The organism is Planktomarina temperata RCA23, assembly GCF_000738435.1.
Taxonomy (GTDB): domain Bacteria; phylum Pseudomonadota; class Alphaproteobacteria; order Rhodobacterales; family Rhodobacteraceae; genus Planktomarina; species Planktomarina temperata.
The window spans coordinates 2,194,793-2,220,563 of record NZ_CP003984.1; the positions used below are offsets into that span (position 1 = coordinate 2,194,793).

General features: G+C 55.6%; 29 protein-coding genes. 15 read left to right on the forward strand and 14 right to left on the reverse strand.

Translation table 11 applies throughout. From position 1 onward, the window contains the following. The 4 genes from paaI to RCA23_RS10485 are packed head-to-tail and all read left to right on the forward strand — an operon-like array spanning position 1 to position 3,552. The gene (gene paaI, locus RCA23_RS10470) at positions 1 to 441 is read left to right on the forward strand and encodes a hydroxyphenylacetyl-CoA thioesterase PaaI (RefSeq protein WP_044050270.1); all 441 of its coding nucleotides are present in this window, start codon (positions 1 to 3) and stop codon (positions 439 to 441) included. After that, complete coding sequence (gene pcaF, locus RCA23_RS10475; RefSeq protein ID WP_044050271.1) at positions 438 to 1,640, forward strand: 3-oxoadipyl-CoA thiolase; 1,203 nt, start codon at positions 438 to 440, stop codon at positions 1,638 to 1,640. Before paaI ends, pcaF begins: the two co-directional genes overlap by 4 nt. A 10-nt stretch (positions 1,641 to 1,650) precedes the next feature. After that, positions 1,651 to 2,934, forward strand: coding sequence for a phenylacetate--CoA ligase PaaK (gene paaK, locus RCA23_RS10480; RefSeq protein WP_044050272.1), 1,284 nt, complete (start codon positions 1,651 to 1,653; stop codon positions 2,932 to 2,934). Positions 2,935 to 2,937: 3 nt separating this feature from the next. Next, a complete protein-coding gene (locus tag RCA23_RS10485; RefSeq protein WP_044050273.1) occupies positions 2,938 to 3,552 on the forward strand; it encodes a TetR/AcrR family transcriptional regulator in 615 nt (204 codons plus the stop codon). Here the strand turns inward: RCA23_RS10485 and aroQ are convergent. Both aroQ and RCA23_RS10495 read right to left on the reverse strand, forming a co-directional pair. Further along, positions 3,549 to 3,995 (reverse strand): type II 3-dehydroquinate dehydratase, encoded by a 447-nt coding sequence (gene aroQ, locus RCA23_RS10490; protein WP_044050274.1) that lies wholly within the window; start codon positions 3,993 to 3,995, stop codon positions 3,549 to 3,551. The two genes, RCA23_RS10485 and aroQ, sit on opposite strands and share 4 nt — an antisense overlap. Before the next feature lie 81 nt (positions 3,996 to 4,076). Beyond that, positions 4,077 to 5,468, reverse strand: a complete 1,392-nt coding sequence (locus RCA23_RS10495) for a pyridoxal phosphate-dependent decarboxylase family protein (RefSeq protein WP_044050275.1) — start codon at positions 5,466 to 5,468, stop codon at positions 4,077 to 4,079. A 283-nt stretch (positions 5,469 to 5,751) separates the two neighbouring features. On the opposite strand from RCA23_RS10495, the gene RCA23_RS10500 reads away from it, so the two are divergent. Continuing rightward, positions 5,752 to 6,591, forward strand: coding sequence for an SDR family NAD(P)-dependent oxidoreductase (locus RCA23_RS10500; protein WP_236631348.1), 840 nt, complete (start codon positions 5,752 to 5,754; stop codon positions 6,589 to 6,591). 19 nt (positions 6,592 to 6,610) lie between these two features. Here RCA23_RS10500 and RCA23_RS16665 read toward each other — a convergent pair whose 3' ends face one another. The 5 genes from RCA23_RS16665 to RCA23_RS10525 all read right to left on the reverse strand — a co-directional run bounded on the left by RCA23_RS16665 (position 6,611) and on the right by RCA23_RS10525 (position 9,916). After that, positions 6,611 to 7,597, reverse strand: coding sequence for a GNAT family N-acetyltransferase (locus RCA23_RS16665; protein ID WP_081870949.1), 987 nt, complete (start codon positions 7,595 to 7,597; stop codon positions 6,611 to 6,613). Between the two features lie 65 nt (positions 7,598 to 7,662). Further along, on the reverse strand, positions 7,663 to 8,001 hold the full coding sequence (locus RCA23_RS10510; protein WP_044050276.1) for a tRNA-binding protein: 339 nt from the start codon (positions 7,999 to 8,001) through the stop codon (positions 7,663 to 7,665). Then, the gene (gene proC / locus RCA23_RS10515; protein ID WP_044050277.1) at positions 7,994 to 8,809 is read right to left on the reverse strand and encodes a pyrroline-5-carboxylate reductase; all 816 of its coding nucleotides are present in this window, start codon (positions 8,807 to 8,809) and stop codon (positions 7,994 to 7,996) included. Before proC ends, RCA23_RS10510 begins: the two co-directional genes overlap by 8 nt. Positions 8,810 to 8,842: 33 nt before the next feature. Next, positions 8,843 to 9,346 carry a type III secretion system chaperone family protein gene (locus RCA23_RS10520; RefSeq protein ID WP_044050278.1) on the reverse strand — a complete coding sequence of 168 codons (504 nt, stop codon included), beginning with the start codon at positions 9,344 to 9,346 and terminating at the stop codon, positions 8,843 to 8,845. A gap of 288 nt (positions 9,347 to 9,634) precedes the next feature. Then, a complete protein-coding gene (locus RCA23_RS10525; protein WP_044050279.1) occupies positions 9,635 to 9,916 on the reverse strand; it encodes an accessory factor UbiK family protein in 282 nt (93 codons plus the stop codon). Between the two features lie 102 nt (positions 9,917 to 10,018). Here RCA23_RS10525 and lgt point away from each other — a divergent pair, with 102 nt between their 5' ends. Genes lgt through pgeF form a run of 3 tightly spaced genes read left to right on the forward strand, consistent with a single transcriptional unit; the run spans position 10,019 to position 12,758 of the window. Then, a complete protein-coding gene (lgt, locus tag RCA23_RS10530; RefSeq protein WP_044050280.1) occupies positions 10,019 to 10,948 on the forward strand; it encodes a prolipoprotein diacylglyceryl transferase in 930 nt (309 codons plus the stop codon). Further along, complete coding sequence (locus tag RCA23_RS10535) at positions 10,915 to 12,006, forward strand: class I SAM-dependent methyltransferase (RefSeq protein ID WP_236631349.1); 1,092 nt, start codon at positions 10,915 to 10,917, stop codon at positions 12,004 to 12,006. Before lgt ends, RCA23_RS10535 begins: the two co-directional genes overlap by 34 nt. Further along, entirely contained in the window at positions 12,003 to 12,758 is a 756-nt protein-coding gene (gene pgeF / locus RCA23_RS10540) for a peptidoglycan editing factor PgeF (protein WP_044050281.1), read from the forward strand. Before RCA23_RS10535 ends, pgeF begins: the two co-directional genes overlap by 4 nt. Positions 12,759 to 12,976: 218 nt before the next feature. Here pgeF and RCA23_RS10545 read toward each other — a convergent pair whose 3' ends face one another. Next, positions 12,977 to 13,978, reverse strand: coding sequence for a TIR domain-containing protein (locus RCA23_RS10545; RefSeq protein WP_052377137.1), 1,002 nt, complete (start codon positions 13,976 to 13,978; stop codon positions 12,977 to 12,979). Positions 13,979 to 14,195: 217 nt separating this feature from the next. Beyond that, complete coding sequence (locus RCA23_RS10550) at positions 14,196 to 14,690, reverse strand: Lrp/AsnC family transcriptional regulator (RefSeq protein WP_044050282.1); 495 nt, start codon at positions 14,688 to 14,690, stop codon at positions 14,196 to 14,198. Positions 14,691 to 14,875: 185 nt separating this feature from the next. Here RCA23_RS10550 and trxB point away from each other — a divergent pair, with 185 nt between their 5' ends. Next, on the forward strand, positions 14,876 to 15,817 hold the full coding sequence (gene trxB / locus RCA23_RS10555) for a thioredoxin-disulfide reductase (RefSeq protein ID WP_044050283.1): 942 nt from the start codon (positions 14,876 to 14,878) through the stop codon (positions 15,815 to 15,817). A 320-nt stretch (positions 15,818 to 16,137) separates the two neighbouring features. Then, positions 16,138 to 17,841: a bifunctional sulfate adenylyltransferase/adenylylsulfate kinase gene (locus tag RCA23_RS10560; RefSeq protein WP_044050284.1), complete on the forward strand. Its 1,704-nt coding sequence runs from the start codon at positions 16,138 to 16,140 to the stop codon at positions 17,839 to 17,841. Between the two features lie 174 nt (positions 17,842 to 18,015). Here RCA23_RS10560 and RCA23_RS10565 read toward each other — a convergent pair whose 3' ends face one another. Both RCA23_RS10565 and RCA23_RS10570 read right to left on the reverse strand, forming a co-directional pair. Beyond that, a complete protein-coding gene (locus RCA23_RS10565; protein ID WP_044050285.1) occupies positions 18,016 to 18,234 on the reverse strand; it encodes a DUF1150 family protein in 219 nt (72 codons plus the stop codon). Between the two features lies 1 nt (position 18,235). Next, positions 18,236 to 18,652 (reverse strand): Hsp20 family protein, encoded by a 417-nt coding sequence (locus RCA23_RS10570; RefSeq protein WP_044050286.1) that lies wholly within the window; start codon positions 18,650 to 18,652, stop codon positions 18,236 to 18,238. Positions 18,653 to 18,807: 155 nt separating this feature from the next. On the opposite strand from RCA23_RS10570, the gene RCA23_RS10575 reads away from it, so the two are divergent. From RCA23_RS10575 to RCA23_RS10585, 3 genes are read left to right on the forward strand one after another with little or no spacing between them, the layout of a single operon-like run. Beyond that, positions 18,808 to 19,023 carry a YdcH family protein gene (locus tag RCA23_RS10575; RefSeq protein ID WP_169701393.1) on the forward strand — a complete coding sequence of 72 codons (216 nt, stop codon included), beginning with the start codon at positions 18,808 to 18,810 and terminating at the stop codon, positions 19,021 to 19,023. Positions 19,024 to 19,079: 56 nt separating this feature from the next. Further along, entirely contained in the window at positions 19,080 to 19,562 is a 483-nt protein-coding gene (gene purE / locus RCA23_RS10580) for a 5-(carboxyamino)imidazole ribonucleotide mutase (RefSeq protein WP_044050288.1), read from the forward strand. Further along, complete coding sequence (locus tag RCA23_RS10585; protein ID WP_044050289.1) at positions 19,555 to 20,616, forward strand: 5-(carboxyamino)imidazole ribonucleotide synthase; 1,062 nt, start codon at positions 19,555 to 19,557, stop codon at positions 20,614 to 20,616. Before purE ends, RCA23_RS10585 begins: the two co-directional genes overlap by 8 nt. 29 nt (positions 20,617 to 20,645) lie before the next feature. On the opposite strand, the gene RCA23_RS10590 is transcribed toward RCA23_RS10585, so the two are convergent. The 3 genes from RCA23_RS10590 to RCA23_RS10600 form a co-directional block, all read right to left on the reverse strand. Further along, on the reverse strand, positions 20,646 to 21,413 hold the full coding sequence (locus tag RCA23_RS10590; RefSeq protein WP_044050290.1) for an alpha/beta fold hydrolase: 768 nt from the start codon (positions 21,411 to 21,413) through the stop codon (positions 20,646 to 20,648). 108 nt (positions 21,414 to 21,521) lie between these two features. Continuing rightward, positions 21,522 to 23,171, reverse strand: a complete 1,650-nt coding sequence (groL, locus tag RCA23_RS10595; RefSeq protein ID WP_044050291.1) for a chaperonin GroEL — start codon at positions 23,169 to 23,171, stop codon at positions 21,522 to 21,524. Positions 23,172 to 23,222: 51 nt separating this feature from the next. After that, on the reverse strand, positions 23,223 to 23,510 hold the full coding sequence (locus tag RCA23_RS10600; RefSeq protein ID WP_044050292.1) for a co-chaperone GroES: 288 nt from the start codon (positions 23,508 to 23,510) through the stop codon (positions 23,223 to 23,225). Positions 23,511 to 23,740: 230 nt separating this feature from the next. Here RCA23_RS10600 and RCA23_RS10605 point away from each other — a divergent pair, with 230 nt between their 5' ends. Together RCA23_RS10605 and RCA23_RS10610 are read left to right on the forward strand one after the other, a co-directional pair. Next, positions 23,741 to 24,691: a transferrin-binding protein-like solute binding protein gene (locus RCA23_RS10605; RefSeq protein WP_044050293.1), complete on the forward strand. Its 951-nt coding sequence runs from the start codon at positions 23,741 to 23,743 to the stop codon at positions 24,689 to 24,691. A 113-nt stretch (positions 24,692 to 24,804) separates the two neighbouring features. Continuing rightward, on the forward strand, positions 24,805 to 25,737 hold the full coding sequence (locus RCA23_RS10610; RefSeq protein WP_044050294.1) for a transferrin-binding protein-like solute binding protein: 933 nt from the start codon (positions 24,805 to 24,807) through the stop codon (positions 25,735 to 25,737). Positions 25,738 to 25,771 lie beyond the last annotated feature (34 nt).

Below are 25,771 nucleotides of genomic sequence, written 5' to 3' on the forward strand. Positions count from 1 at the left end.
ATGCCCCTCACCGCGCAACAAATCGCTGAAAAATCATCCGCGGCCTTGGGTGCCCATGATGCGGCCAGTCAAGCGCTGGGGTTGCAGGTCACCCATATCGCGCCCGGACAGGCCAATGTGACCATGCAGGTCACAGAGCAGATGCTCAACGGCCATGGGATATGCCACGGCGGGTTAATCTTCACCCTGGCCGACACGGCCTTTGCCCACGCCTGCAACAGCTATAATCAACGGGTCGTGGCCCAGACCTGCTCCGTCAGCTTTCTGGCCCCCGGCCAGTTGGGCGATCAGCTCACCGCCGCGGCCCGCGAGCTGCACCACGCCGGGCGCAGCGGCATTTATGATATTGAAGTGACCCGCGCCACGGGCGAAGTGATTGCCCAGTTCCGGGGACACTCCCGCAGCATCAAAGGTCAGCATTTTGAGGAGCTCCAACCATGACTGAAGCCTATCTGTGCACCGGGCGTCGCAGCGCGATCGGTCGGTTTGGCGGCGCTTTGGCGCAAACCCGGCCCGATGATCTTTTGGCCCATGTGATCCGTGCCACTTTGGCCGATGTGCCGACCCTCGATCCTGCAGCCATTGATGATGTGATCATGGGATGCGCCAATCAGGCCGGAGAAGACAATCGCAATGTGGCGCGTATGGCGGCCCTCTTGGCAGGCTTGCCTGAGAGCGTGGCGGGCGTCACGCTCAACCGCTTATGCGGCTCAGGACTGGACGCAATCGCGATGGGTGCTCGTGCCATCAAAGCCGGGGAGGCGGAGATCATACTGGCCGGCGGCGTGGAAAGCATGACCCGCGCGCCCATGGTCATGCCCAAGGCCGAGAGCGCCTTTTCGCGAAAAGCTGAAATTTTCGACACAACCATCGGATGGCGGTTTGTGAACCGCGAGATGAAAGCGCGCTTTGGCATCGACAGCATGCCCGAAACAGCCGAAAATGTGGCCGCCGATTTTGGCATATCGCGCGCCGATCAAGACGCCTTTGCCCATCGCAGCCAGTGCCGCGCGGCGCAAGCCCAGGCCGCGGGGCGATTTGCCCGGGAAATCACGCCGATATCTCTGCCGCAACGGCGCGGCGACCCGATCATCTTTGACACAGATGAACACCCCCGCACGACCAGCCTTGAAAAACTCGCCAGCCTCACCACCCCGTTTCGGCAAAATGGCACGGTCACAGCCGGCAATGCCTCGGGCGTCAATGATGGGGCCGCAGCGCTCATCATCGCCTCACAAGCCGCAGTGGAGCGCTTTGACCTCAAGCCCATGGCCCGCATTCTTGGAACGGCCGTGGCCGGGGTCGCCCCGCGCATTATGGGCATCGGCCCTGCGCCGGCCAGCGAAAAGCTCTTGCAGCGGCTTGGGCTGACACTGTCAGACATTGATCTGATCGAACTGAACGAAGCCTTCGCCGCCCAAGGCTTGGCGGTCATGCGGCAGCTTGGCCTGGCCGATGATGCCGCCCATGTGAACCCCAATGGCGGCGCCATAGCCCTTGGCCACCCGCTGGGCATGTCAGGGGCACGTCTGGCTTTGACCGCCGCCCATGAAATGCAGCTGAACGGCCACAAACGCGCCCTGTGCACCATGTGCATCGGCGTGGGGCAAGGCATTGCGATGATACTTGAGAAACTGTGAGACGAGACAGATGAAAGATCTATCCCCAAAACCCGGAGATTTAAGCGCCATTGAAACCGCCAGCCGCGATGAAATCGAAGCGCTGCAACTTGAGCGGATGCGCTGGTCCTTGACCCATGCCTACACCAATGTGCCACATTATAAACAGAGCTTCGATGCGGCCGGCGTGCATCCCGATGATCTGAAGTCTCTGGCCGATTTGGCCCGCTTTCCGTTCACAGTGAAAACGGATTTGCGGAGTAACTATCCCTTTGGCCTCTTCGCCGTGCCACGCAGTCAAATCAACCGCATTCATGCCTCCTCTGGAACCACCGGCCAGCCCACGGTGGTCGGCTATACCAAAGCTGATTTGGCGATGTGGGATGAGGTGATGGAACGCTCCTTGCGCGCGTCCGGCCTGCGCGCGGGAGATCTGCTCCACAATGCCTATGGCTATGGGCTTTTTACCGGCGGATTGGGTGTGCATGGCGGCGCGGAAAAAATGGGTCTGACGGTGGTGCCCGTCTCCGGTGGTATGACCGAACGGCAGGTGCGTTTGATCGAAGACTTTCAAGCCACTGGGATCACAGTCACCCCCTCCTATATGCTGTCAATTCTGGACGAATACCGGCGCCAAGGGCTCGATCCGCGCAAATCTCCGCTAGAAGTGGGTATTTTTGGCGCCGAACCTTGGACCAACGCAATGCGCGAGGAGGTCGAGCAGTCGTTTGATATGCATGCGGTGGATATTTACGGCCTCTCAGAGGTGATGGGGCCCGGTGTGTCTTGCGAATGCGTCGAAAGCAAAGACGGGCTACATATTTGGGAAGACCACTTCTACCCGGAGATCATTGATCCCGAAACTGGCGCGGTTCTGCCCGATGGGGCGCTTGGGGAATTGGTCTTCACCTCTCTGAGCAAAGAAGCTTTTGCAATCATTCGATACCGCACCCGTGATCTGACCCGGCTCCTACCTGGCACTGCGCGCAGCATGCGGCGCATGGAAAAAGTCACCGGCCGCAGCGATGACATGATGATCCTGCGCGGCGTCAATGTCTTTCCGACGCAGATCGAAGAGCAATTGATGAAGGTGCCACAATTGGCGGCGCATTTTCAGATTGAACTGGTCAAAAAAGGCCCGATGGATCACATGATTGTGCATGTGGAGGGCGATAGCGCCGCCGGTGACACCCTGGCAACTCTCATTAAGGCCAATATCGGCATCACCGCAGAGGTACGCGCAGGCGCTGACAATTCCGTCGCCAGATCTCAAGGCAAAGCCGTACGGGTCATCGACAACCGAGCAGCGCGCTAACCTGTGGCCCGCCCCATCGCCAAGGACCACCGCGAAAAACGCAGCGCGATCTTGAAACAGGCCGCGGTCTATTTCGCAGACCACGGCTATGATCGCGCGTCGGTCAATGGGGTGGCGGGGGCCTGCGGCATCTCCAAATCCTTGATTTATCACTATTACGACAGCAAGGAGCAGCTGCTTTTTGACATTTTGCACAGCCATCTCACGACGCTCTACGAGGGCCTAAAAGCCCTGCCAAAGGCCGAAGATCCTGAGCTGCAGCTGCGTCAATTGGTGAGAAAACTGCTGCATATGTACCGCGGCGCAGATGCAGAGCATCGATTACAATTGCAAAGCACAACGGCCCTGCCCCAGGCGCAACGCCATATACTGGCGGACATCCAACGGTCTATTGTCAAGGAATTTTCCCAGGCCATTGCTGCCGCCGCGCCCGAATATCTAGAGCAAGACCCAGATCATTTGCGCCCGCTCACCATGTCGCTCTTTGGCATGGTCAATTGGTTCTACCTCTGGCACCAACCGGGCCGCGGCTTGAGCCGGGAAACCTATGCCGATCTGGCAACCGAAATTCTCTTAGGCGGGTTGGCGCGGCTTCAAAATCAGGGGCGATCCCCTTAACCCTTGGGCGCCAGAATATGCCCCATGCGCTGCATCGCCAGACTATAGCCTTGGACACCGAACCCGGCGATCACCCCATCTGCTCTCAACGAGACATAAGACGAATGGCGGAAGCTCTCGCGTTTATGCACATTTGAAATATGCACCTCGAGAACCGGGCCCTCAAAGGTATGCAAAGCGTCGAGCAAAGCAATCGACGTATGGGTGAAGGCCGCAGGGTTGATGATAATGCCCGCTGAGGTTTGACGGGCCGTGTGGATCATATCAATCAGCGCACCCTCATGATTGCTTTGCATCAACTCGCAGCGCAGCCCGAATTGCGCCGCCACCGCGGTGCAGGAGTTTGCCACATCGTCCAATGTGTCATGCCCGTAAATTTCCGGCTGACGTTGTCCCAAAAGGTTCAAATTGGGACCGTTCAAAATTGTGATGAGTTGCGCCATGATCTCAGTTCCATCTCGTTTGTCACCCGGCCATGCCACAGTTTTGCGGCAATTGCGACTGTTTCTTGCCCTTCGCTGAAATTATGCAGCCAGCTCGCAGAGCACCTGATAGGCACATTGCACGTCGTCTTGGGTCACATCAAATTGACCAATCTGGAACCGTACGGCAATCTGCCCATCCACTTGCGTTTGTGTGATATAAATCCGCCCATCGTCATTGATCCGGTTTACAAAGGCAATTTGCGCCGCATCATCGCAGCCGGCCAATCGAAAGGTGAACAGGGATAAAACCGGCGCAGTCACAATCTCAAATTGAGGATGCTGTGACAATTGATCAGCCAAACCCTCAGCCCAAGCCACATGATTGCGCAGCCTCTGGCGCAGGGCCTCAAGCCCGTACGAGCGCAGCAAAAACCACAGCTTTAACGCGCGGAACCGCCGCCCGAGGGGCAAAGACCACTCGGAATAATTAATCACCCCGTCACGGCCATGGGTTTTGAGATATTCCGGTTGAATGGCCAGAGTTTTGACCAGACTTGCAGGATCGGCAAGGAAATGCGCCGAGCAATCAAACTGCGCACCGAGCCATTTATGCGGATTAAACACGAGGGAGTCCGCGCCCTCAATCCCGGCCCATAGCGCACGAAATTCAGGGCAGATCATGCCCGCGCCGGCCCAAGCCGCATCCACATGGCTGTAAAGGTTAAACTCTTTGGCCACGCCAAGCACAGCTGTAAGATCATCGCAGGCGCCGGTGCCTGTGCCGCCGGTGCAGGCGATCACCCCCGCCGGCAAATATCCCGCCGCAATATCGGCCTCAATCGCTGCCCGAAGCGCCACCGGATCCATGCCGCGGCGGATGCCGCCAATGGGGATGCGCACGAGATTGTCTTGACCAATTCCCGCCACCCATATGGCGCGATCTACCGATGTGTGAACCTCTGCCGAACAATAGATACGCAGCCGCGGCCCGCCCGATAGCCCAGAGCGATTGCCCTGCCAATTCAGCGCCCGCTCGCGCATGGTCAGCACCGCCGCCAATGTCGCCGAGGAGGCCGAATCTTGAATGACACCAGAAAACCCTGAGGGAAGACCAATGGCTTGGCGCAACCAATCGAGCATCACGGTTTCCATCTCCGTCGCCGCCGGTGAGGTCTGCCAAAGCATACATTGCGCCGCAATGGTTGAGACCAGCATCTCTGCCAGCATAGACGGAGGGGCGGCATTGGCTGGGAAATAGGCAAAAAACCTTGGGTGCTGCCAATGGGTCATCCCTGGCATCACCACCCGCTCAAAATCGGCCATGATCTCTTCCATGGACTGCGGCGTCTCCGGGGCGCTGTGCTCTAAAAGAGCGGCCACATCCCCCGGCGCCGTTTGCGCGCGCACCGGGCGGTCGCGTAGATTTTTATGGTAATCTGCGGCCCATTGAGAAATTTTTGCACCCCAGTCAGAGAATTCATCCCAGTGCATTTTCAACCCCTTCTCTTAGCAGCACAGACCCCATACGGGCGGCCAAAGGCCGATAGAGCCATCGCGGTTTGCGCAAAATACAGCATACCGCTCCGCTCACGGCTCGCAAGCCATAACACGGCAGCGCGCCTTAAATCTATACAGGGCTATGCGTCCCCCTTTGTGCATCGCGCAATTTGACATTGACCCTTGGCGCGCAAAACGCCAGCCTTGCCGTACAGAAGCTCATGCCCATAACGCCGGCAGTGGATGCACAGCTGCATCCCATGCAAGGCCGCGAGCAGTGCCAGACATCAGGGAGATCCCTTTGGAATTCCAAGGCAAGATAATTATCCTCACCGGTGCCGCGGGCGGCATTGGCGCGGCTTTGGCCCGTGAATTTGCCCAGCGCGGCGCGCGCTTGGCGCTCTGCGACCTCAATGCCCCCGCGCTGAACGACCTGGCCCAGGAGTTGGGCGCGCTGCAGATGGTCTGCGATGTGACTGTCGAAAGCCGCATTCAGGCCGTTGTGAAAGAGGTCGAAGTAACCCTTGGCCCGGTGGATATTTTCTTTTCCAATGCCGGATTCAGCGCAGGCGAGCCAGGTCACGCGGCCTCAGCGCCAGATCGGATTTGGCAGGCCGCCTGGGAGGTGCATGTCATGGCGCATGTCTATGCCTGCCGTGCCGTGTTGCCGGCCATGCTGGCGCGTGGCCAGGGCTATCTCGTGCAGATGGCCTCGGCTGCGGGGCTGCTCAACCAGATTGGCGATGCGGCCTATTCCACCAGCAAACACGCCGCCGTCGGTTTCGCCGAAGCCCTGGCCATTTCCCATGGGCACGAAGGCCTCAAAGTCTCAGTTGTTTGCCCGCAATATGTCGCCACGCCAATGCTGGGATATGATGATCCCGGCGCGGCCGCCCCTTTGCCAGATGTATTGAGCCCAAAGACCGCAGCCCAGCGCATAGCAGATGCGATGGAGGAGGAACGCTTTCTGATCCTACCGCATCCGCAAGTCGCCGATTACATGGCCTTCAAAGCGATGGAGCCCGAAAAATGGCTGGCTGCCATGCGCAAACTGCGCGCGCGACTGATGGCAAAACTTGGCAAGCTTGATTTGGCACAGATGCACAAATGGATGTGATCGCCGGATCGCTTCCCTGTCAGAGGGTTTTTTGCATGGTGATTTCCGTCACGCGATCATAACCCGGATGGGCATTGCGCGCGGTCTCAATAAATCCGCATTTGCCGAATATTTTTTGGTTCTCCACCAGCTCAAGACGCACCTGCAGCTCAAGGCGGGAGAGGCTCATAGAGCGGGCCAATGCCTCACTCGCCGCCAGCAGCGCACGCAACACGCCCCGGCCACGCAGATCCTCCGAAATGGCAATTTTTCCCAGATACAGCGCATGGGGCAAAGGCGTGGCCAGAAGGCAAGCGGCGACGGGATCGCCCAGAGCCAAAAGCCAGCTGCCTTTTGCCGCCTCTGCCAGCTTGCTGATGGTCAGCTGATGCATGGAGCTGGGCGGATCAATCCGTCCAGTCATATAGGCAAAGGAGGTTTGAATAAGCGTGAGCACCTGCGCCAAAGCCACGGTATCGCTGGCCTCCACGCGCCGCACCGCAGAGTGCAAATCGGCCTGCCCAATCATGCGCTGGTAAATCGCTGTTCCATGCCATTGGTCAAATTTGCGCCCAACCTCCTGCAAGCTTCCCACATGGGCAAAGCCACAGCGTTCGTGCAACTGCGCACTCTGCGGATTTGGCAAGGTGACAATGGCCACCGCCGTATGAAACCCGCGGGCGGCCAAATGTGCAAAGAGCATCCGATAGAGCGCCTGGGCAAGGCCGCGACCCTGTCCCTCGGGCGCCACGTAAACACTGACCTCTGCGGTGCGGTCATAGGCCGGACGGGAACGATAGGGGCTGGCATAGGCAAAGCCTAAAATTCCCGCATCTGACTGCGCCACAAAGTAGCCATGGCTGGCAAGGTTGCTGGCTATGCGCTCAGCCATGGTCTCCACACTGGGTGGAACGGTTTCAAAAGAAATGGAAGTCTCTTGCACGAAAGGCGCATAAATCGCCCGAATATCAGCTGCATCCTCTGGCCGGGCCGCACGAATGGTGACATCTCCCTGCGGTGTAGACATCTCGGTGGCACCTCAACCAGTATGTGGACTCGGAGCGCCGATGCTGTTGCGCAACACCCCCCGCATTAGAACAATCGCCCGCCAATAGGCACATCCTGATCTGGCCGCATCAACACCACTTTGCCCGCCTCATCCGGCACACCCAGCACCAAAATCTCAGACATCACCTTACCAATCTGGCGCGGCGGAAAGTTCACCACGGCCAGAACCTGGGTTCCAACCAACGCTTCGGGCGTATAATGATCGGCCAGCTGCGCGGAAGATTTCTTAATCCCAAGATCGCCGCCAAAATCCACCCAAAGCTTGATGGCTGGCACGCGGGCCTCGGGATAGGGTTCGGCTTGAGTGACATGGCCAATGCGAATATCAAGCTTGGCAAAATCCGCATAGGTGATCTCAGCCATTTGACAGCTCCTGCGATCGTTGGCTGGCAGCGGCCACGGCTTGATCCAAAAGTTGCGGCAATCCAGACTCGTTGCGCATCAAGATCTCAAGCGCCGCTTGGGTCGTGCCATTGGGGCTGGTGACGTTGACCCTAAGTTGCTCGGCGCTCTCACCAGAGTGAATGGCCAAAGCCCCTGCCCCCGCCACAGTGGCCTGCGCAAGCTGCATCGCCATATCCTCTGGCAGCCCTTGGTTTACACCCGCCGCAGCCAAAGCCTCGATCATTAAAAATACATAGGCCGGGCCAGAGCCAGACAGACCCGTCACCGCATCCATTTGTTGCTCATTTTGCAACACAAGCGTTTGACCCACGGCCGCCATCAGGCTTTGCGCCTCTGCAACGTCTTTTTCCGTGGCTCGTCCATTGCCGATGAGCGCTGTTATTCCTTGTCCAATGGCCGCCGGCGTATTGGGCATGGCGCGCACAATTGGCGTGGATTTGCCCAAAACATCCTCAAAGGCCGAAATGGGCGTGCCGGCGGCCACTGAAATAAACAAAGTTGTCGCCGAACCAAACCGCTGCAATCGCGGCAGAGCTTCCCCCATCATCTGGGGTTTGACCGCCACCAAAACCGCGGCGGGGTCGTCGGGCAGCATTTCATTGACCCGCACGCCAATTGACAAAAGCCAATCACTGGGTTTCGGATCCAAGATCCAAACAGATTTAGGATCCATCCCCTGTTCGAGCCAACCGCTCAAGAGGGCCGACCCCATTTTTCCGCAGCCAAGCAGCACCAAGCCACGTTTTAAAATATTATTTGAGAACATCTCTAAACCCGTATTCGCCTTTCACCGCAGATCCTACGCGTGGCCGTGAGCCTCTGCAATGGCCACTTTCAGTGCTGTCTCAAGGTCTTTTTCGCCCCATGTGACCATTTGAAAGGCTGGGTAATAGCGCTCAGCGGACATGACGGCGGCAGAAATCATTGTATCAATCTGATCGGGTGTCGCCATTTGGGCGTTGGAAAGGATCAACCCATAGCGATAAGCCATCAACCGCTCCGCGCCCCAATAGGTGAAACTGCCAGCCCAGCACATATCATTGACCGCATTGAGCGCCTCATAGAGCGCGGGCATCCGATGGGCCGGCGGGTCCATCTCGAAGCTACAGATCAAACGTAGAGTTTGATCGGCTTCACACCACGCCAGAGTGATGGAATAGCTGCGCCATTGTCCGGCCATCTCCATTGAGATTTGATCATCCGCAATCCGGTCGAACTGCCATTCTTGATGGGTGGCAATATCTTCCACGATATCTATGGGATGCAGATCTTCAAAATCATAGGCGTGATTGGACAGTGCCATAAAGAACCCCTTTCCGGGTCAAAAACTCCGATCCGGCAGCTCCACAACCTCTTGTACACTCCCCAAGATTTTGCGGTCATCGAATACCTCTATACAATCTATGGTGTCCTTTGACCGGGATTCTGTCGAGTCATTTATCTGGGGATAAGTCATTTATCTGTGGACAAGACGGCAAAATCACCACGCCGCAGCCGCAAAACCACAAAGGCCGCCCCGAGGGACGGCCTTTTAGCAGCTGAACCAGTCACGCGCCCACGAGATTCGTGTTGGGCAGTGGCGCGGCTTTGCTTAGGGCTTGGGCGCCGCCTTGGATTTCGGAGCCTTTTTCGCAGCGGCCGCTTCTAGCGCCTCAAGCCGCGCGCTCAAGTCTTCATTTTGCGCCCGCGCTTTTTGCGCCATGGCCCGCACCGCGTCGAACTCTTCACGGGTGACAAAATTGCGATCCGCCAGCCAGCGGTCCATGAAGCTTTTCATGGCATTCTCGGCCTCGTCCTTGGCGCCTTGCGCGACACCCATCGCATTGGTCATGATTTGGCTCATATCATCCATGAACTTATTCTTGCTTTGCATCATCTGTCTCCTTGGCGGCGATAAGTCGCTTTGGTCTTATATGGGGGCTAATATCGCGGAACTCAAGGTTGACTTACAGCGCCGCTCTGGGAATGAAGGGTTATGATCGCTTCGATTCCCTTTCCTGATGTCTCGCCCACCCTCTTTTCGGTGGACATACCGCTCTGGCAGTTTTCACTGGCTGGCATGGATTTTAGCTTGGGTGGGTTTGAACTCGCCCTGCGCTGGTATGCTCTGGCCTATATCGCGGGTATTTTGCTTGCCTCTTGGATCATGCGCCGCGCCCTGCGCCGGCCTGCGCTCTGGCCGCAAGATCGGCCAGCTTTCAGCGAAGCAAACCTGGATGATCTCATCACCTGGTTAATCTTTGGCATCATCATCGGGGGGCGATTGGGCTATGTGCTGTTCTACAACCCCAGCTATTACCTCGCCAACCCCGCGGCAGCCCTCCGAATTTTTGACGGGGGCATGTCCTTTCATGGCGGTTTTCTGGGCGTTGTCGCGGCCGGATTGCTGTTTTGCCGCAAGCATAAGATCGCACTGCTAAAAGCCTCGGATGTGATGGCGGCCTCTGCTCCGGCGGGCCTGCTCTTTGGCCGGCTGGCCAATTTCATCAATGCCGAGCTCTGGGGCAGAGAGACCACCCTGCCTTGGGGGGTGATCTTTCCGGGCGAGGACGCTCAAACATGTGTTCAGGCGGCCGCCGGCCTTTGTGCGCGCCACCCCTCGCAGCTCTATGAGGCCTTGGGTGAAGGGCTTATCCTGGGCGCGCTTTTGCTTTATCTTCTGTTTCGCACAGGGGCATTGCGCCGCAGCGGTCTGTTAACCGGGATCTTTTTGATCGGATATGGTCTTACGCGGTTCATGGTCGAATGGGTGCGCCAACCAGATGCGCAGTTTCAAACCTTGGACAACCCGATTGGCTACGCCTTGCAACTGGGTCCGACCGGTCTGACCATGGGACAAATTCTAACCCTGCCGATGCTTCTGGCTGGGCTATGGTTGATCCAAAAGGCACGCGCCCGGCCATGAACGCCTTGGCCGAGACATTGCGCCAACGCATTGGGCAGCACGGCCCATTGACCCTTGCCGATTATATGGGGGAGTGCCTGCTCCACCCCAAGCACGGCTATTACACGCAGCAAGAGGCCTTCGGCCGCAGCGGCGATTTCATCACCGCTCCCGAAATAAGCCAAATGTTCGGGGAAATGATCGGCCTCTGTCTTGGTGCCACATGGCAAGCGCAGGGCGCACCCAGGGATGCTATTGTGGTGGAGTTGGGGCCCGGACGAGGCACATTGATGCAAGACCTGCGCCGCATTGCGCCGGCTGTACCGGGCTTTGACAGCTTGCCAATCCATATGATCGAAGCCTCGCCAAGATTGCGCCGGCTCCAATCCGATGCGCTGCCCGGTGTAATCCATCACGCCGAGGCAAGCGGACTGCCACAAGCGCCCCTCTTTCTCATTGCCAATGAGTTTTTTGACGCCCTGCCCATCCGGCAATTTCGCCGCCACTCGGCGGGCTGGGAAGAGATATTGGTGGGATGCGGCGCCAATGGCCTGTGCTTTGGCAAGGCCGCGCCGCAACCCTATCATTTTCTCGACCATCGGCTTGAGGATACCGAACCCGGCATGATCGTTGAATATTGCCCCGCGCTCCCGCCCATTGTGGCCGAGCTGTCCCAGCGTATCGCCGATCACGGCGGTGCGGCGCTGATCGTTGACTATGGCGATTGGCGCTCTCAAGGCGATACAGTGCAGGCCGTGGGCCATCATCAACCCGCCGATCCCCTAGCCGCGCCCGGGACCGCAGATCTCACAGCCCATCTGGACTTTGAGGCCCTGTATAACGCGGCCAAGGCCGCAGGGCTGCGCCCGACCCGTTTGACCACGCAGGGGGTATTTTTGGAGCGATTGGGACTGACCCAGCGCGCGCAAACCCTGGCCAAATCCCTAAGCGGAGCGGCGCTTGACTCCCACATTGCCGCGCATCGCCGCCTCACCCACCCTGACGAGATGGGCGGGCTATTCAAGGTCATGGGCTTTGTGGCAGAGAGCGCGGCTGTACCGCCGGGGCTTGAACCATGACGCTCACCCCCCTCACGTCTGACCTTCTGTCGGAGGTGTCACATGGGTTTTTCACCCGGATGGGCGGCAGCTCAACGGGTATTTATCATGGGTTGAATTGCGGCAAAGGCTCGGGTGACAGGCCTGACGCGGTCCAGAGCAATCGCGCAGCGGTTGCGGATTTTTTTGGACGGCCAGCCGATCGCTTGCAATCGGTGCATCAAACTCATTCAGCGCAGGTGCAGATCCTAACCGCTCCGCTCACCGCTGCGCCCAAAGCCGATGCCATGGTGACCGCGACTGCGGGCGTGATCTTGGGGGTTCTTACGGCCGATTGCCAGCCTGTGTTGTTTCATGACGCGAAAGCCCGCGTCATTGGCGCCGCCCATGCGGGCTATAAGGGCGCCAAATTGGGGATTTTGCAAAATACCCTCGCGGCTATGGAGACCTTGGGCGCCCAGCGACAAGATATTTGCGCGGTCATCGGACCCTGCATCAGTCAAAGGGCCTATGAGGTTGGACCGGAATTTCTTGAAGAGATCTGCCACGACGCCCCAGACGCCCTGCGCTTTTTCGCTCAGGGCAGGGGCGATCGTTATCAGTTCGATCTGCCAAGCTACAGTTTGGACCAGCTGCGCGCAGCCGGGATCAAGGAGGCGGCATGGACGGGCCATTGCACCTATAGCGCGCCGGATCAGTTTTACTCTTATCGCCGCTCGGTGCACGAGCACCAGCCCGACTATGGCCGGCTGATCTCTTGTATTTGCCTGTAACGTCCTAAGACCTCTGCATAACGCCATTACACCACAAAATGAGGGCAGCAACTGCCGGGGCGCAGGCAGGCGCTGCCCGGTGTTGCCACCGGGCAATGCACGGCAGTTTTGAGTCCAAATTTTTGGTGCTGCGGACTTCTCCATTGGCAACCGGGGCATTTGGCAAGAAATATTCCACACACCTCCGATTTCTCAATCTTAATGCTGTCAAAATCAGTTTACATTAAACCGTCGCTGTCGTTAACGCTGCTATCCTCATCATCGCTGATCTGCCCAGAAATAATACGATCAACGAACCGATCCACGAAAAATGACAACTCAATAATCATCATCCGTGAATACTTGCTGTCGTCAAAAAGCATTCCTGCATAGCGACTTCGGGTCATCGACCTAAGTGTACGTCTCAAATCCTCAGCAACCCTGCTTGCTTGTTTCGGGGGTGCATTTTTTAGTTCTCTATGTGCTTCTACAAGAATTTCTGAAATCCAAGGCATTGTTTCTCTACAAAGCCCTGCGGCAATGAGTAGCCCATAGCTGCCGGTTCGTTCTTCTGCGGTCATCATTAACATTTTATCCATAAACCTTGGGTGAATGCTCCGTACTCGTGATCCCGACGCGCGCAGTTGTCCTTCGGCCCAGTCAGGGTCGAAGGCGGACATTCTGGTGGCTAATCCGCGTACTTGAGAAACCAAATCTTCCATGACTTCGGTTTGCGGGCGCACATGATTTTTTGATTCTGTTTTTGCTGGAATTGCATCAATTTTTTCTTGAAGTTTCGGCCAAAGTGCTGGTACGAGTTGTTGAATATGTGCATCATCGGTCTTCTTGTCGTCGGAAGCTGCATTGATGGCATTGAGCGTTTCCAGCATTCCCTGCTCATTGACCTTCGACGCTTGAAACTGCTGCAAAGGACCGCTTAGATCACTTAATTCGAGGCCAAATAGTAAGGGAATGGCCTTTCCGACCTGCATGGATTTGGAAAGAGCGCCCGCTTCAAACATTATCCATTCCGACGAAATGTTTTCTGGAGTGATGCATAGGATTCCGAAATCTGAACTTTCAAGCTCCCCTGCGATTGCTTTCGCCCAACGATCCCCAGCTGAAATGTCCTTGTCCGAAACAAACGGTTTTGCGTGTTGTACGATTAGAGGAATCCACTCCTTTAATGCATTGGCCATAGCCTTACTTCGTGTACCGCTCCAAGAAATAAATACTTTCATCAAATTTTCTCCAAATTTTTTTTAACAATTATCGTACACAACTCATTAGCGAAGTGAAACCTGCAAAGAGCTATGAAGGTTTTCGTCGCTGGCGCGTCGAGGACAGCTTTGTCCCGCGTTGTATGAATTAATCAGCGGTGCCACAAAGCCTTGCTCCGCGCCCGCCCTGCCACATAGGGCGACCGGTTGGTTTTGGTTCGGAGGTGGGGTGCTGTGCTTAGGGTTGTTTTGACAAGCGCTCTTCGAGCACCTCGAAGGGCACGCCGGGTTGATCTTTTGCGCCGCGGATGACCAGCGATGTTTTAACGGAGGCGACATTCTCCGCTGAGGTCAGCTCTTCGGTCAAAAAGGATTGGAATGTCGACAGATCGGGCGCGACGCATTTCAAGATGAAATCCACCTCGCCGTTGAGCATATGGCACTCACGCACGAGCGGCCAGCGCAGGCAGCGCATCTCAAAGGCGGATAGATCCGCCTCTGCCTGGCTTTGCAGCCCGACCATGGCGAAGACCTGAACTTCAAAGCCCAATTTGCGCGCATCAATATCCGCATGATAGCCGCCGATATAGCCGGTTTCCTCCAAAGTGCGCACGCGGCGCAGGCAGGGAGGCGCGGAAATTCCGACCCTTTTGGCCAGCTCAACATTTGTCATCCGCCCATCGGCTTGCAACTCTGCCAAAATCAAACGATCAATGTCATCCAGACGGTGCATAAACGGGTACCCTTTCGCAGTGTTGGGAAATCATACCCAAATGACGCACCCAGCGCAATAATATTTCAACACTGCGCAATAATAATTCGTATAGCGACCTGTAGTCGCAAAGGTCCCGGTTTGGGCTTTTGCCCGGCGGCTGGCCTGTATATATGCAGCAGCAACACTTACCTGTAGGAAATCGCATGTCCAATACACGCCACACGAAAGTCTTGATCATCGGCTCCGGTCCTGCCGGCTACACGGCCGGGGTTTATGCCAGCAGAGCCATGCTCAATCCGATATTGGTTCAGGGCATCGAGCCCGGCGGGCAACTGACCACAACCACCGAAGTGGAGAACTGGCCCGGGGACAGCGAAGTGCAGGGCCCCGACTTGATGATCCGTATGCAAGACCACGCCAAGGCCATGGGCACGGAAATCATCGGCGATATCATCACCGATCTGGACGTCTCGGAACGCCCCTTCAAAGCTCAAGGCGATAGCGGCACGCTTTACACCTGTGATGCGGTGATTTTGGCAACCGGCGCACGGGCAAAATGGCTTGGCATTGACAGTGAGGAAAAATTCAAAGGATTTGGCGTTTCGGCCTGTGCGACATGCGACGGTTTTTTCTATCGCGGTCAAGAAATCGTTGTGGTCGGCGGCGGCAATACCGCGGTTGAAGAGGCGCTGTTTCTGACCAATTTCGCCTCAAAAGTCACATTAATTCACCGACGCGACGAGCTGCGCGCCGAGAGGATCTTGATCGACCGGCTGATGAAGAATGAAAAAATCGTGCCGATGTGGTTCCATGAGATTGACGAAGTCTATGGTACAGATATGCCTTTAGGTGTTGAAGGCGTGAAGGTGAAACACACTAAAACCGGTGAAATCACGGATGTGCCTTGCAAAGGCGTCTTTGTTGCCATCGGCCATGCGCCCGCCAATGAGCTGGTCAAAGACGTGCTGGAAACCCATATGGGCGGGTATGTGGTGACCAAACCCGACAGCACCGAAACCTCAATTCCCGGTGTGTTTGCCGCCGGTGATCTGACCGATCACAAATACCGCCAAGCCGTCACCAGTGCCGGAATGGGCTGTATGGCAGCTCTGGAAGCCGAGCGGTTTTTGGCCGGTCAGGACTAACGCTTTGGCTTTGGGCGATGCCTGTGTTGCTCAAAGTCAAAACCACTCCAGCCCCCGGCCCGGCCGCCAAAAGCGCCATGTAATCGATGCGGGCGTAATTGGTTGCCCTGTCGATGAATTCAACTTAAAAGTACAATCTAATTTATTAATACCATATTCGTTTAACCCTCTGGTCAACTGGCTCTGAAATAAAATAACATTCCATCAACCCGGCGCAGGCGGCGCAAGTCTCTCTGCTAAATCTCTCAACTCCGCAAGCGGTTTTGTCACCTACAACTGGCGAGGCTTCTGCGCAAAGCGACCTTCTCGAGATACATATTATGCAAAACAATTTAACACCGATCCCCGAATTATACGTCAGCTATGACAGCGCGCAGAAAATGAAGCTCGAGGCGGCAGAGCTCACCTCCTGGGATCTCACGCCGCGGCAGGTCTGCGATTTGGAATTGCTGATGAACGGCGGGTTCAATCCCTTGAAGGGATTCTTGGGACAGGCTGATTATGACAGCGTGGTGGCCCATATGCGTTTGAGTGACGGGGCGCTTTGGCCCATGCCAATCACTTTGGATGTGAGTGAGGCATTTGCCAGCAGCCTTGAGTTGGGCCAAGATATCGCTTTGCGTGACCCAGAGGGCGTCATTCTCGCGACCATGACCGTAACAGACCGCTGGACACCCGACAAAGACCGCGAAGCCGAACAGGTTTTTGGCACCAATGACATGGCCCATCCGGCTGTCAATTATCTGCACAATACCGCAGGGGCGGTCTATCTCGGTGGACCCGTGACGGGCATTCAACAGCCAGTTCATTACGACTTTCGCGGCCGGCGCGATACCCCCAATGAGCTGCGCGCCTATTTTCGGAAAATGGGTTGGCGCCGCGTGGTGGCGTTTCAAACCCGCAACCCGCTGCATCGGGCTCACCAAGAGTTAACCTTCCGCGCCGCCAAGGAGGCCCAGGCCAATCTGCTCATTCACCCGGTGGTGGGCATGACCAAACCCGGCGACATCGATCACTTCACCCGCGTGCGCTGCTATGAGGCGGTCCTTGATCAATACCCATCCTCGACCACGGCGATGTCGCTGCTCAATTTGGCAATGCGCATGGGCGGGCCGCGCGAGGCGGTATGGCACGGGCTTATTCGCGCCAACCATGGCTGCACCCATTTCATCGTCGGCCGCGACCATGCCGGACCGGGGAAAAATTCAGCAGGAGAAGATTTCTACGGCCCCTATGAGGCGCAAGACCTGTTTCGCAAATATGAGGCGGAAATTGGCCTGGAGATGGTGGATTTCAAACATATGGTATACGTGCAGGACCGCGCCCAATATGAGCCCGCCGATGAAGTTGAAGACGGCTGCACGGTGCTAAATATCTCCGGCACAGAGCTGCGCCGGCGCCTGTCGGAGGGCTTGGACATTCCCGAATGGTTCAGCTTCCCCCAGGTGGTGGCCGAATTGCGTAAATCACGACCACCGCGGGCGCAACAGGGATTTACCGTCTTTTTCACCGGGTTTTCTGGATCAGGAAAATCAACAATTGCAAATGCTTTGATGGTAAAGCTCATAGAGATGGGCGGTCGGCCGGTGACCTTGCTGGACGGGGATATTGTGCGCAAGAATCTATCCTCGGAACTGGGATTTTCCAAAGAACACCGCGACCTGAACATTCGCCGGATCGGCTATGTGGCCTCGGAAATCACCAAAAATGGCGGCATCGCCATCTGCGCCCCCATCGCCCCCTATGCCACCACACGGCAGGCCGTGCGCGAAGATGTGGAGGCTTTTGGAGCCTTTGTGGAGGTGCATGTCGCCACCTCCATCGAAGAATGCGAACGGCGTGACCGCAAAGGCCTGTACAAATTGGCCCGCGCTGGAAAAATCAAGGAATTCACAGGTATTTCAGATCCCTATGATGTGCCCAACGCACCGGAATTGCGGCTCGAAACTGAGAGTGTCGAGGTCGACAATTGCGCCCATCAGGTCTTGCTCAAACTGGAGAGCATGGGTCTCATCGGCGCATAGGGCGCAGCGGAGACAAGGACAGCTAGGCGCAAAATGCTCAAAATCGCAGTGAAATTTTGCGCCTGCCGGGGGCTGGCAGGCGCATCCCTGTGTTGCCACCGGGTAAAGTCATTTAGCTTGGCGGTTGGATTATCCAGAGGTCTTAAATATATTCTTTAACAGAGCCTTGCGAGTCTAATGTAAAGTCATTGGCGAGTAGCGAAACTCGCGGGCCATGTCATAGGCTTGGGCTAAATCCCCAACCAATGCCAATTGCTCACCTTCGGAGTTATGCACCGACCAGAGTTGCTCAATCTCCCCGGTTTCTTCAAAAATTTCCTCTGGAAGATCGGCCTTATCAATTGGTTTGAGATAAACAATGCGATCTTCTAAAACGCCGAATTGATCTTTCATCTCAGGATCCTTTCTGGATTTCAATCTTCTGTATAACAGTCTCTGGTAGAGCGCGCTTGAGGTCAATATGCAACAACCCATGCTCCATAATCGCAGCCCCAACATCGACGCCATCGGCCAAAACAAAGGTCCGCTGAAACTGCCGCGCAGCGATGCCGCGGTGCAGATAAACCCGCTCGCCGGTCTCCTCGCCCTGCCGGCCCAGGATCACCAATTGCCGGTCCTCCACAGTGATTGTGAGGTCGTCTTCCGCAAAACCAGCCACGGCCAGTGTGATGCGGTAAGAGTTTTCTGAAGTCTGTTCGATATTGTACGGCGGGTAGCCTTCGTTACCCGTTTTGGCCGTACGCTCAACCAAACGTTCAAGCTGGTCAAAGCCCAAAAGGAACGGATGAGTTCCAAGAGTCAATTTAGACATGTCTTCGTCCTTTTGCAAAGCGACAGAATAGCAGATCCCTCAAGAGGCAATCGTATCTCGTCAAATATGGGGCTGGCGGTGCAATTGCGCAAGAGCCCGCTTCTCAATTGGTTTAAAAACCTTTAAGCGAAAGGCAGAAACTCATGAGGTCTCCCATGGCAGGCAGTCAACAACTCAATCCGCAAGAGGTTATGACCATTCAACTTGCCGTGCTTCGCCAAGAGCACCGCGATCTTGATCTCGCCATTTCTGCCTTGGTGGACCGCGCCGGTGACCAGCTGGCGGTGAAACGCCTGAAACAGAAAAAACTCCACCTTAAGGATAAAATCGCCAGGCTTGAGGATGAACTTACCCCCGATATTATTGCCTAATCCCCGGCAATGGGTTAACTCGGCCTTTCTCTTAGCGCTACATATGGAACATTCAAATGGTGCATGTCGGAATAATAATGGGCAGCCAATCAGATTGGCCAACAATGAAACATGCCGCCGAAATTCTCGACGCCTTGGACATTCCCTATGAAAGCAAAATAGTTTCAGCCCATAGAACGCCAGACCGCCTTTGGGATTATGGCACAAGCGCGGTGGAGCGAGGCTTGAAAGTGATTATCGCAGGCGCCGGCGGGGCGGCGCATTTGCCCGGCATGGTGGCCTCAAAAACCCGCATCCCAGTTGTGGGCGTGCCTGTGCAAACCAAAGCGCTCTCAGGGGTCGACAGCCTCTATTCGATCCTTCAGATGCCAAAGGGCTATCCCGTGGCCACCATGGCGATTGGGCCGGCCGGTGCGGCCAACGCCGGGCTGATGGCAGCTGGCATTTTGGCCACGCAGGATCCAGACATCGCCGCAAGGCTTGACGCCTGGCGCGCGGCCCTATCCGCCTCTATTCCCCAGGAGCCCGTTGATGAGTAACCCTCTGCCCCTCGGGGCCTGCATTGGAATTTTGGGTGGTGGCCAATTGGGCCGTATGCTCGCAGTGGCCGCCAGCCGTTTGGGGCTAAAGACGCATATTTTTGAGCCCGGCGCCAATCCTCCGGCCGGTCACGTGGCCCATCAAGTCACCACCGCCTCCTATGAGGATGACGCGGCGCTGCGCCGTTTTGCCCAATCGGTGGATGTGATTACCTATGAATTTGAGAATATCCCGACCTCGGCTCTGGATATCCTCGAGCAGATCCGCCCTATTCATCCAGGCCGCCGAGCCTTGGCCATCTCACAAGACCGCCTGTCAGAGAAAGAGTTTCTCACCGGGCTGGGGCTCAAAGTGGCGCCCTATGCCAATGTGACCACCGCGGCAGAGGCGGAAGCGGCCGCCCAATCCATCGGCACCCCATCCATACTGAAAACCCGCCGGATGGGATATGACGGCAAGGGGCAAATCCGGCTCAAAGACGCTTCAGATATGGCCGAGGCATGGCAGGCCATGCAGGGCGCGCCCTCCGTTTTGGAGGGCTTTATCAATTTCAGCCATGAGGTCTCTGTCATCGCCGCCCGCGCCAGTGATGGTCAGGTCGCCTGCTATGATCTGGGCGAGAATGTGCACCGCGAGGGAATTTTGCACAGCACGACAGTGCCGGCCAGTTTAAGCGCCGCCCAACGCATGGATGCCGTTCTATTGGCCGGACAAATCCTGAATGCTCTGGATTATGTCGGTGTGATGGGCGTCGAGCTGTTCGTGACCGCAGACGGGTTGATCGTCAATGAGATTGCCCCGCGCGTGCACAACTCAGGTCATTGGACCCAAAACGGCTGCGATATTTGCCAATTTGAGCAGCATATCCGCGCCGTGGCCGGCTGGCCCTTGGGCGATGGCAGCCGCCACAGTGATATACGCATGGAAAATCTGATTGGAGCCGATATGGATCGTGTGCCAGAGCTGCGCAAAACCAATGCGGCCTTGCATTTATATGGCAAATCGGAGGTCAAACCCGGCCGCAAGATGGGTCATGTCAACTTTCGCACATAACGCCCTTGCACGGCTAGCCAGACGCCGGATCACGGACGATGCGGGTCGCCTGAGCGTAGCCTTAAGGCCTTGAGGATCATATCCAAGCTGACCTCGCGCAGGGTGAGGCTGGCATCAAAAGCTCCAGTCTTTAAGTAGTGAGATACTTGCGCAATGACCAATGGGTTGTTCATCATGAAACTGTGAGACACAGGCAATATCAAATGGTCGCGCATCCCTTCCACACGGGTGCTCTCGACGGAGACTTTCCCATCATCCGGCCCGTCAATGAAATTGGAATAGACCGGGTTAAAACTGACCGTGCCGGCAATGATGCCCAGTGAAAAATTGACCCTTGGCAAGCGGTTTGGAAAACTGCTGGCGTCTGTGCCCAATTGCCGCCCTGCCGGTCCATTGACCCAATCAAAGGCCGCGAGTGCCTGCATCGCATCCACCACCTCTGAGCCCTTATTCGGCGGGCCGAGCATCACCACATGGCCTAAGTTTTCAGGCTTGGCCCAGGCCAGATAGGCCCGTACCATAATACCACCCAAAGAATGGGTCACAAAATGGAGCCGCCGCGCACCACAGCCCGCGACAGCCTCCGGCAAAGTTTCACTCACCAAAGCCTCAATCGGCTTGCCCCGCGTGGAAAATTCTGGGTTCACCACGTGATACCCCTGCCCCCGCAGGCTCCGCGCCATCAAAGCAAAAGAGGCTTCGCTGCGCGCCAACCCATGCAGCAAGATCACACAATCTTGCGCCAAGGCCCAATTGGGCAGCATGAGGCCACAGGAGATTAAAAGAGGTTTGAGCATGAGATAGACATAGTCACCGCTGCCGGGCCTTTAAAGAACCCCTTCACCAAAAAGGCCCACGACAAGCGCGGGCCTTTTCAAAAAACAGGTCGTAAATGACCGGCTGATTTACATCATGCCGCCCATGCCGCCCATGCCACCCATATCGGGCATGCCGCCGCCAGCCGCGCCGGCTTTTTCTGGCTTATCTGCAACCATAGCTTCGGTTGTGATCAACAGACCCGCAACAGAGGCTGCATCTTCCAAAGCTGTACGGACAACTTTGGCCGGATCAATCACGCCGAAAGCGAAGAGATCACCATATTCTTCGGTTTGCGCATTGAAACCAAAAGCCAGATCGGAGCTTTCACGGACCTTGCCAGCGACAACCGCACCATCAACACCCGCATTTTCTGCGATTTGGCGCAGAGGCGCTTCGATGGCGCGCGCAACGATTTTGATGCCCGCAGTTTGATCTGGATTGGCGCCTTCAAGGTCAGCCAGTACTTTACCAGCCTGTACCAAAGCAACACCGCCGCCGACAACAACACCTTCTTGCACGGCCGCACGGGTCGCGTTCAAAGCATCGTCAACACGGTCTTTGCGTTCTTTCACTTCAACTTCGGTCATGCCACCCACACGGATCACAGCAACACCGCCAGCCAATTTGGCAACGCGCTCTTGCAGTTTCTCACGGTCGTAATCAGAAGATGTTTCTTCGATTTGACCACGGATCTGTGCCACACGTGCTTCGATTTCAGCTTTCTCGCCCAAACCGTCTACGATGGTTGTTTCGTCTTTGGTGATGGAAACGCGCTTGGCAGAGCCCAGCATGTCCATTGTGACAGACTCAAGCTTCATACCAAGATCTTCAGAGATCACCTGGCCGCCGGTCAAAATTGCAAGGTCTTGCAACATGGCTTTGCGGCGATCGCCGAAACCAGGGGCTTTCACTGCTGCAATTTTCAAACCACCGCGCAATTTGTTCACAACCAAAGTTGCCAAGGCTTCGCCTTCAACATCTTCCGCGACAATCAACAAAGGCTTGCCGGATTGAATAACTTGCTCGAGCAAAGGCACCATTGGCTGCAAAGAGGAGAGCTTCTTTTCGTGCAGCAAGATGATCGCATCTTCCAGCTCAGTTGTCATTTTGTCAGGGTTGGTGACAAAGTAAGGTGACAGGTAACCGCGGTCAAACTGCATGCCTTCGACAACAACGGTTTCTGTTTCCAGACCCTTGTTTTCTTCAACCGTGATAACGCCTTCATTGCCAACACGCTGCATCGCATCTGCGATCTGTTGGCCAATGTCAGCTTCGCCATTGGCTGAGATTGTACCCACTTGCGCAACTTCTGCGCTGTCGGTCACTGGACGTGCAGCGGCTTTGATCGCGTTGACAACAGCTGTTGTCGCCGCATCGATGCCACGCTTAAGATCCATTGGGTTCATGCCAGCGGCTACGGATTTCATACCTTCGCGCACGATGGCTTGAGCCAAAACAGTCGCTGTGGTTGTGCCGTCGCCCGCTTCGTCATTGGTGCGTGAGGCCACTTCTTTGACCATCTGCGCACCCATGTTTTCGAACTTATCTTCCAGTTCGATCTCTTTTGCCACTGAGACACCGTCTTTTGTGATGCGCGGTGCACCGAAAGATTTGTCCAGAACAACATTGCGGCCTTTCGGGCCCAATGTCACTTTTACGGCATCGGCCAGAATGTTCACACCGTTTAACATACGGTTGCGTGCATCGGTGCCAAATTTGACGTCTTTTGCTGCCATTTTGCAGATCCTCGTCTTAAAATTTCAATTAAAAACTTGCCCTTGGGGATCTTAGGAGATCACACCCAGGATATCGCTTTCTTTCATGATCAACAGATCTTTGCCGTCAACGGTCACTTCTGTACCGGACCATTTGCCGAACAGAACTTTGTCACCTGTTTTGACGTCCAAAGCGATGCGATCGCCATCATCGTCACGCAAACCTGCGCCTGCGGCGACGATGACGCCTTCGGCTGGCTTTTCTTTGGCGCTGTCTGGGATGATCAAACCACCCGCAGTTTTTTCTTCACCTTCAACGCGTTCGACAAGAACACGGTCGTGCAGAGGGGTAAATGCCATCTTTAGTAACTCCTAGCTGGCTCAAGGTTGAACTTGAATTAGCACTCGGATGCTCCGAGTGATAACGAGCGGGAGATATGGACTCTGACTGCCAGTGTCAACGGGCAGGCCCAAAAAAATTCTATGCGCCAAACACACCACTTTAGGGCGAAATTTTCAGCAAAATTGACTTGAAATATTCTAAAGAATATATGAAGTGGTATTTAATACTTTTTTAACGGAGCTATTTCATGACGTATAAAATTTTATTGGCGATTCCCTTTGCCGCTGCCCTGACCGCCTGTGGTGGTGCCGACGATACAACTGGTACAACAACTGCCGCTGCCCAGATTGCAACCACTGGGGTAAGCTTGGCCTCCACCGGTAGTTTTCCAACTGGCAACAACTCGATGACACTTGTGCAAGACGGGAAAGTCTCCTTCGTCAATAATGAGGTGATCAACGTAAAGGTGAATCCGCTGAGTACCACTGCCTCCAGCAATCGCAAAGATTTCACTTTCGATGTCGAAATCTATGGAAAAACTGTCAGCATGACATGGAATGCCACCGAGGGGTATTATACTGGACGCATTGATGGCAAAGACATTTACCTGAAACCAAAGGAAACCGGCAGCGACGGTGGGTCTTGGGTCGCCTCCTATGACCGGCTTGAGATCAAAGGCCGCAACTCATCGTACACCGTGTGGAGCGTACCGCTTGTTTATGGCTATGAGACAGCCGACGCGACAGTCGCAGCGGCAACGGGCACCGCAACCTATACAGGCAACGGTCGCCTGTCCTTGCAAATGCCAACTGACCGCGAGTGGCGCAACCTTGATGCGAGTTTGTCCGTCGACTTTGGCAACCAAACAGTCGGCGGCTCAATGAAAATCAGCGATGCGATAGACCATGGCAATATGACAGCAGGCACGCTCATCATTCCAACGACCGCTATTTCCGGCAATGGATTTGACGCGACCAATGCCCAAATTACGATCAACCAATCGACAAACTCAGCCAATAACTCAACAACCCAATATGCGTTGGGCAATGCCGAAGTGAGCGGCACCTTCTATGGTGTAAACGGTGGCGTTTTAGGGGGCGTAATCACTGCTGACGGCACCGTCAACGTCACTGACACAAACGGTGTAGTCACGAGCAATGCGGTTGTTGTGAATGGTGGTTACATTGCCGAAGATTAACCCGACCGGAATTTAAAACAGTTGACGAATCACTGCCATGGCAAAATGCTTTGGCAGTGATTTTGTTTAAGATTGCGTATTTATAATAAGTTTAATTATCAAAGGTCTTTATTTTGCAACAACACGCCATTCTCCCCGCATTCGCTTTTTCTTTACTCGCTGCTTGTGGGGGCGGAGGTGAAGAGGCCACGGTCGCCACCCTCGTGCCCTATACACCCCAAACTGCCACTGTGCAGGCGCAAGAGTCAGATACCGCCAGCAAACCCAATTGGGCGCAGGTCCTGCCCCTCCGCTTGTCGCAAACATCGTCGCGTGATGGCAGCTCTTTGATCCGTTACCAAAACATTGCCAATATTGAGTATCTCTATAACACGAACACATCGACCTTCGATCGCATAGATCTGAGTATCGACGGGCAAGTCGTGAGATTAACTGTGAACCCCGCGAATTCCCGCCAATATAGCGGCAGCCACAATGGCATTCTCTATTCGGTAGATATTTTGCACACTGCTAACACCGTTGATGCGCTTTCAAATTTGGAATATGTCGCAGAGCTGCTGTTCATCCCTACCTATGACGCCACGAATTCCACCAACACAAATAGCTTTGCCATAGCAGGTTTTGAAACCTCCACCGCAAAGGTTGCGGCTGCAACGGGAACGGCGACATACAATGGCACCGGCTGGCTGGGCTATTCGAGTGAGAGTGGATTTACCGATTCAGAGTTGGCTGTCACCTTGAATGTGAATTTCCAAGATCCCTCCGGCAATCAAACCGTCGGCGGAACCATCGACGTGAGCGATCCGGCGAACCATGCCCTGTCTGGCTATGCCACGCTCACGATTCCCACCACCCAGTTGACAGGAAATGGGTTCAGCACAACGCCGGTTTTGACCTCCTCCAACGGCTTGTCCCTCACCGATGCCAGCATCAGTGGCACATTTTACGGCGACTATTACGGAGCCCTCGGCGGCGTGATCCACGCTCAAGGCGATGACAGCGGCACCACCGTGGTGGTCAATGGGGGATATCTGGCCGTGAGGTGATTAAGAATTTGTATTTAAATGGTATATTTTTTGA

What these genes read in the sequence shown, in the direction of transcription:
- paaI (WP_044050270.1), top strand. Translation starts at nt 1, where the DNA reads ATGCCCCTCACCGCGCAACAAATCGCTGAAAAATCATCCGCGGCCTTG.
- pcaF (WP_044050271.1), top strand. Translation starts at nt 438, where the DNA reads ATGACTGAAGCCTATCTGTGCACCGGGCGTCGCAGCGCGATCGGTCGG.
- paaK (WP_044050272.1), top strand. Translation starts at nt 1,651, where the DNA reads ATGAAAGATCTATCCCCAAAACCCGGAGATTTAAGCGCCATTGAAACC.
- aroQ (WP_044050274.1), bottom strand. Translation starts at nt 3,995, where the DNA reads ATGGCGCAACTCATCACAATTTTGAACGGTCCCAATTTGAACCTTTTG.
- RCA23_RS10495 (WP_044050275.1), bottom strand. Translation starts at nt 5,468, where the DNA reads ATGCACTGGGATGAATTCTCTGACTGGGGTGCAAAAATTTCTCAATGG.
- RCA23_RS16665 (WP_081870949.1), bottom strand. Translation starts at nt 7,597, where the DNA reads ATGTCTACACCGCAGGGAGATGTCACCATTCGTGCGGCCCGGCCAGAG.
- RCA23_RS10510 (WP_044050276.1), bottom strand. Translation starts at nt 8,001, where the DNA reads ATGGCTGAGATCACCTATGCGGATTTTGCCAAGCTTGATATTCGCATT.
- proC (WP_044050277.1), bottom strand. Translation starts at nt 8,809, where the DNA reads ATGTTCTCAAATAATATTTTAAAACGTGGCTTGGTGCTGCTTGGCTGC.
- RCA23_RS10520 (WP_044050278.1), bottom strand. Translation starts at nt 9,346, where the DNA reads ATGGCACTGTCCAATCACGCCTATGATTTTGAAGATCTGCATCCCATA.
- RCA23_RS10525 (WP_044050279.1), bottom strand. Translation starts at nt 9,916, where the DNA reads ATGCAAAGCAAGAATAAGTTCATGGATGATATGAGCCAAATCATGACC.
- lgt (WP_044050280.1), top strand. Translation starts at nt 10,019, where the DNA reads ATGATCGCTTCGATTCCCTTTCCTGATGTCTCGCCCACCCTCTTTTCG.
- RCA23_RS10535 (WP_236631349.1), top strand. Translation starts at nt 10,915, where the DNA reads ATGGTTGATCCAAAAGGCACGCGCCCGGCCATGAACGCCTTGGCCGAG.
- pgeF (WP_044050281.1), top strand. Translation starts at nt 12,003, where the DNA reads ATGACGCTCACCCCCCTCACGTCTGACCTTCTGTCGGAGGTGTCACAT.
- RCA23_RS10545 (WP_052377137.1), bottom strand. Translation starts at nt 13,978, where the DNA reads ATGAAAGTATTTATTTCTTGGAGCGGTACACGAAGTAAGGCTATGGCC.
- RCA23_RS10550 (WP_044050282.1), bottom strand. Translation starts at nt 14,690, where the DNA reads ATGCACCGTCTGGATGACATTGATCGTTTGATTTTGGCAGAGTTGCAA.
- trxB (WP_044050283.1), top strand. Translation starts at nt 14,876, where the DNA reads ATGTCCAATACACGCCACACGAAAGTCTTGATCATCGGCTCCGGTCCT.
- RCA23_RS10560 (WP_044050284.1), top strand. Translation starts at nt 16,138, where the DNA reads ATGCAAAACAATTTAACACCGATCCCCGAATTATACGTCAGCTATGAC.
- RCA23_RS10565 (WP_044050285.1), bottom strand. Translation starts at nt 18,234, where the DNA reads ATGAAAGATCAATTCGGCGTTTTAGAAGATCGCATTGTTTATCTCAAA.
- RCA23_RS10570 (WP_044050286.1), bottom strand. Translation starts at nt 18,652, where the DNA reads ATGTCTAAATTGACTCTTGGAACTCATCCGTTCCTTTTGGGCTTTGAC.
- RCA23_RS10575 (WP_169701393.1), top strand. Translation starts at nt 18,808, where the DNA reads ATGGCAGGCAGTCAACAACTCAATCCGCAAGAGGTTATGACCATTCAA.
- purE (WP_044050288.1), top strand. Translation starts at nt 19,080, where the DNA reads ATGGTGCATGTCGGAATAATAATGGGCAGCCAATCAGATTGGCCAACA.
- RCA23_RS10585 (WP_044050289.1), top strand. Translation starts at nt 19,555, where the DNA reads ATGAGTAACCCTCTGCCCCTCGGGGCCTGCATTGGAATTTTGGGTGGT.
- RCA23_RS10590 (WP_044050290.1), bottom strand. Translation starts at nt 21,413, where the DNA reads ATGCTCAAACCTCTTTTAATCTCCTGTGGCCTCATGCTGCCCAATTGG.
- groL (WP_044050291.1), bottom strand. Translation starts at nt 23,171, where the DNA reads ATGGCAGCAAAAGACGTCAAATTTGGCACCGATGCACGCAACCGTATG.
- RCA23_RS10600 (WP_044050292.1), bottom strand. Translation starts at nt 23,510, where the DNA reads ATGGCATTTACCCCTCTGCACGACCGTGTTCTTGTCGAACGCGTTGAA.
- RCA23_RS10605 (WP_044050293.1), top strand. Translation starts at nt 23,741, where the DNA reads ATGACGTATAAAATTTTATTGGCGATTCCCTTTGCCGCTGCCCTGACC.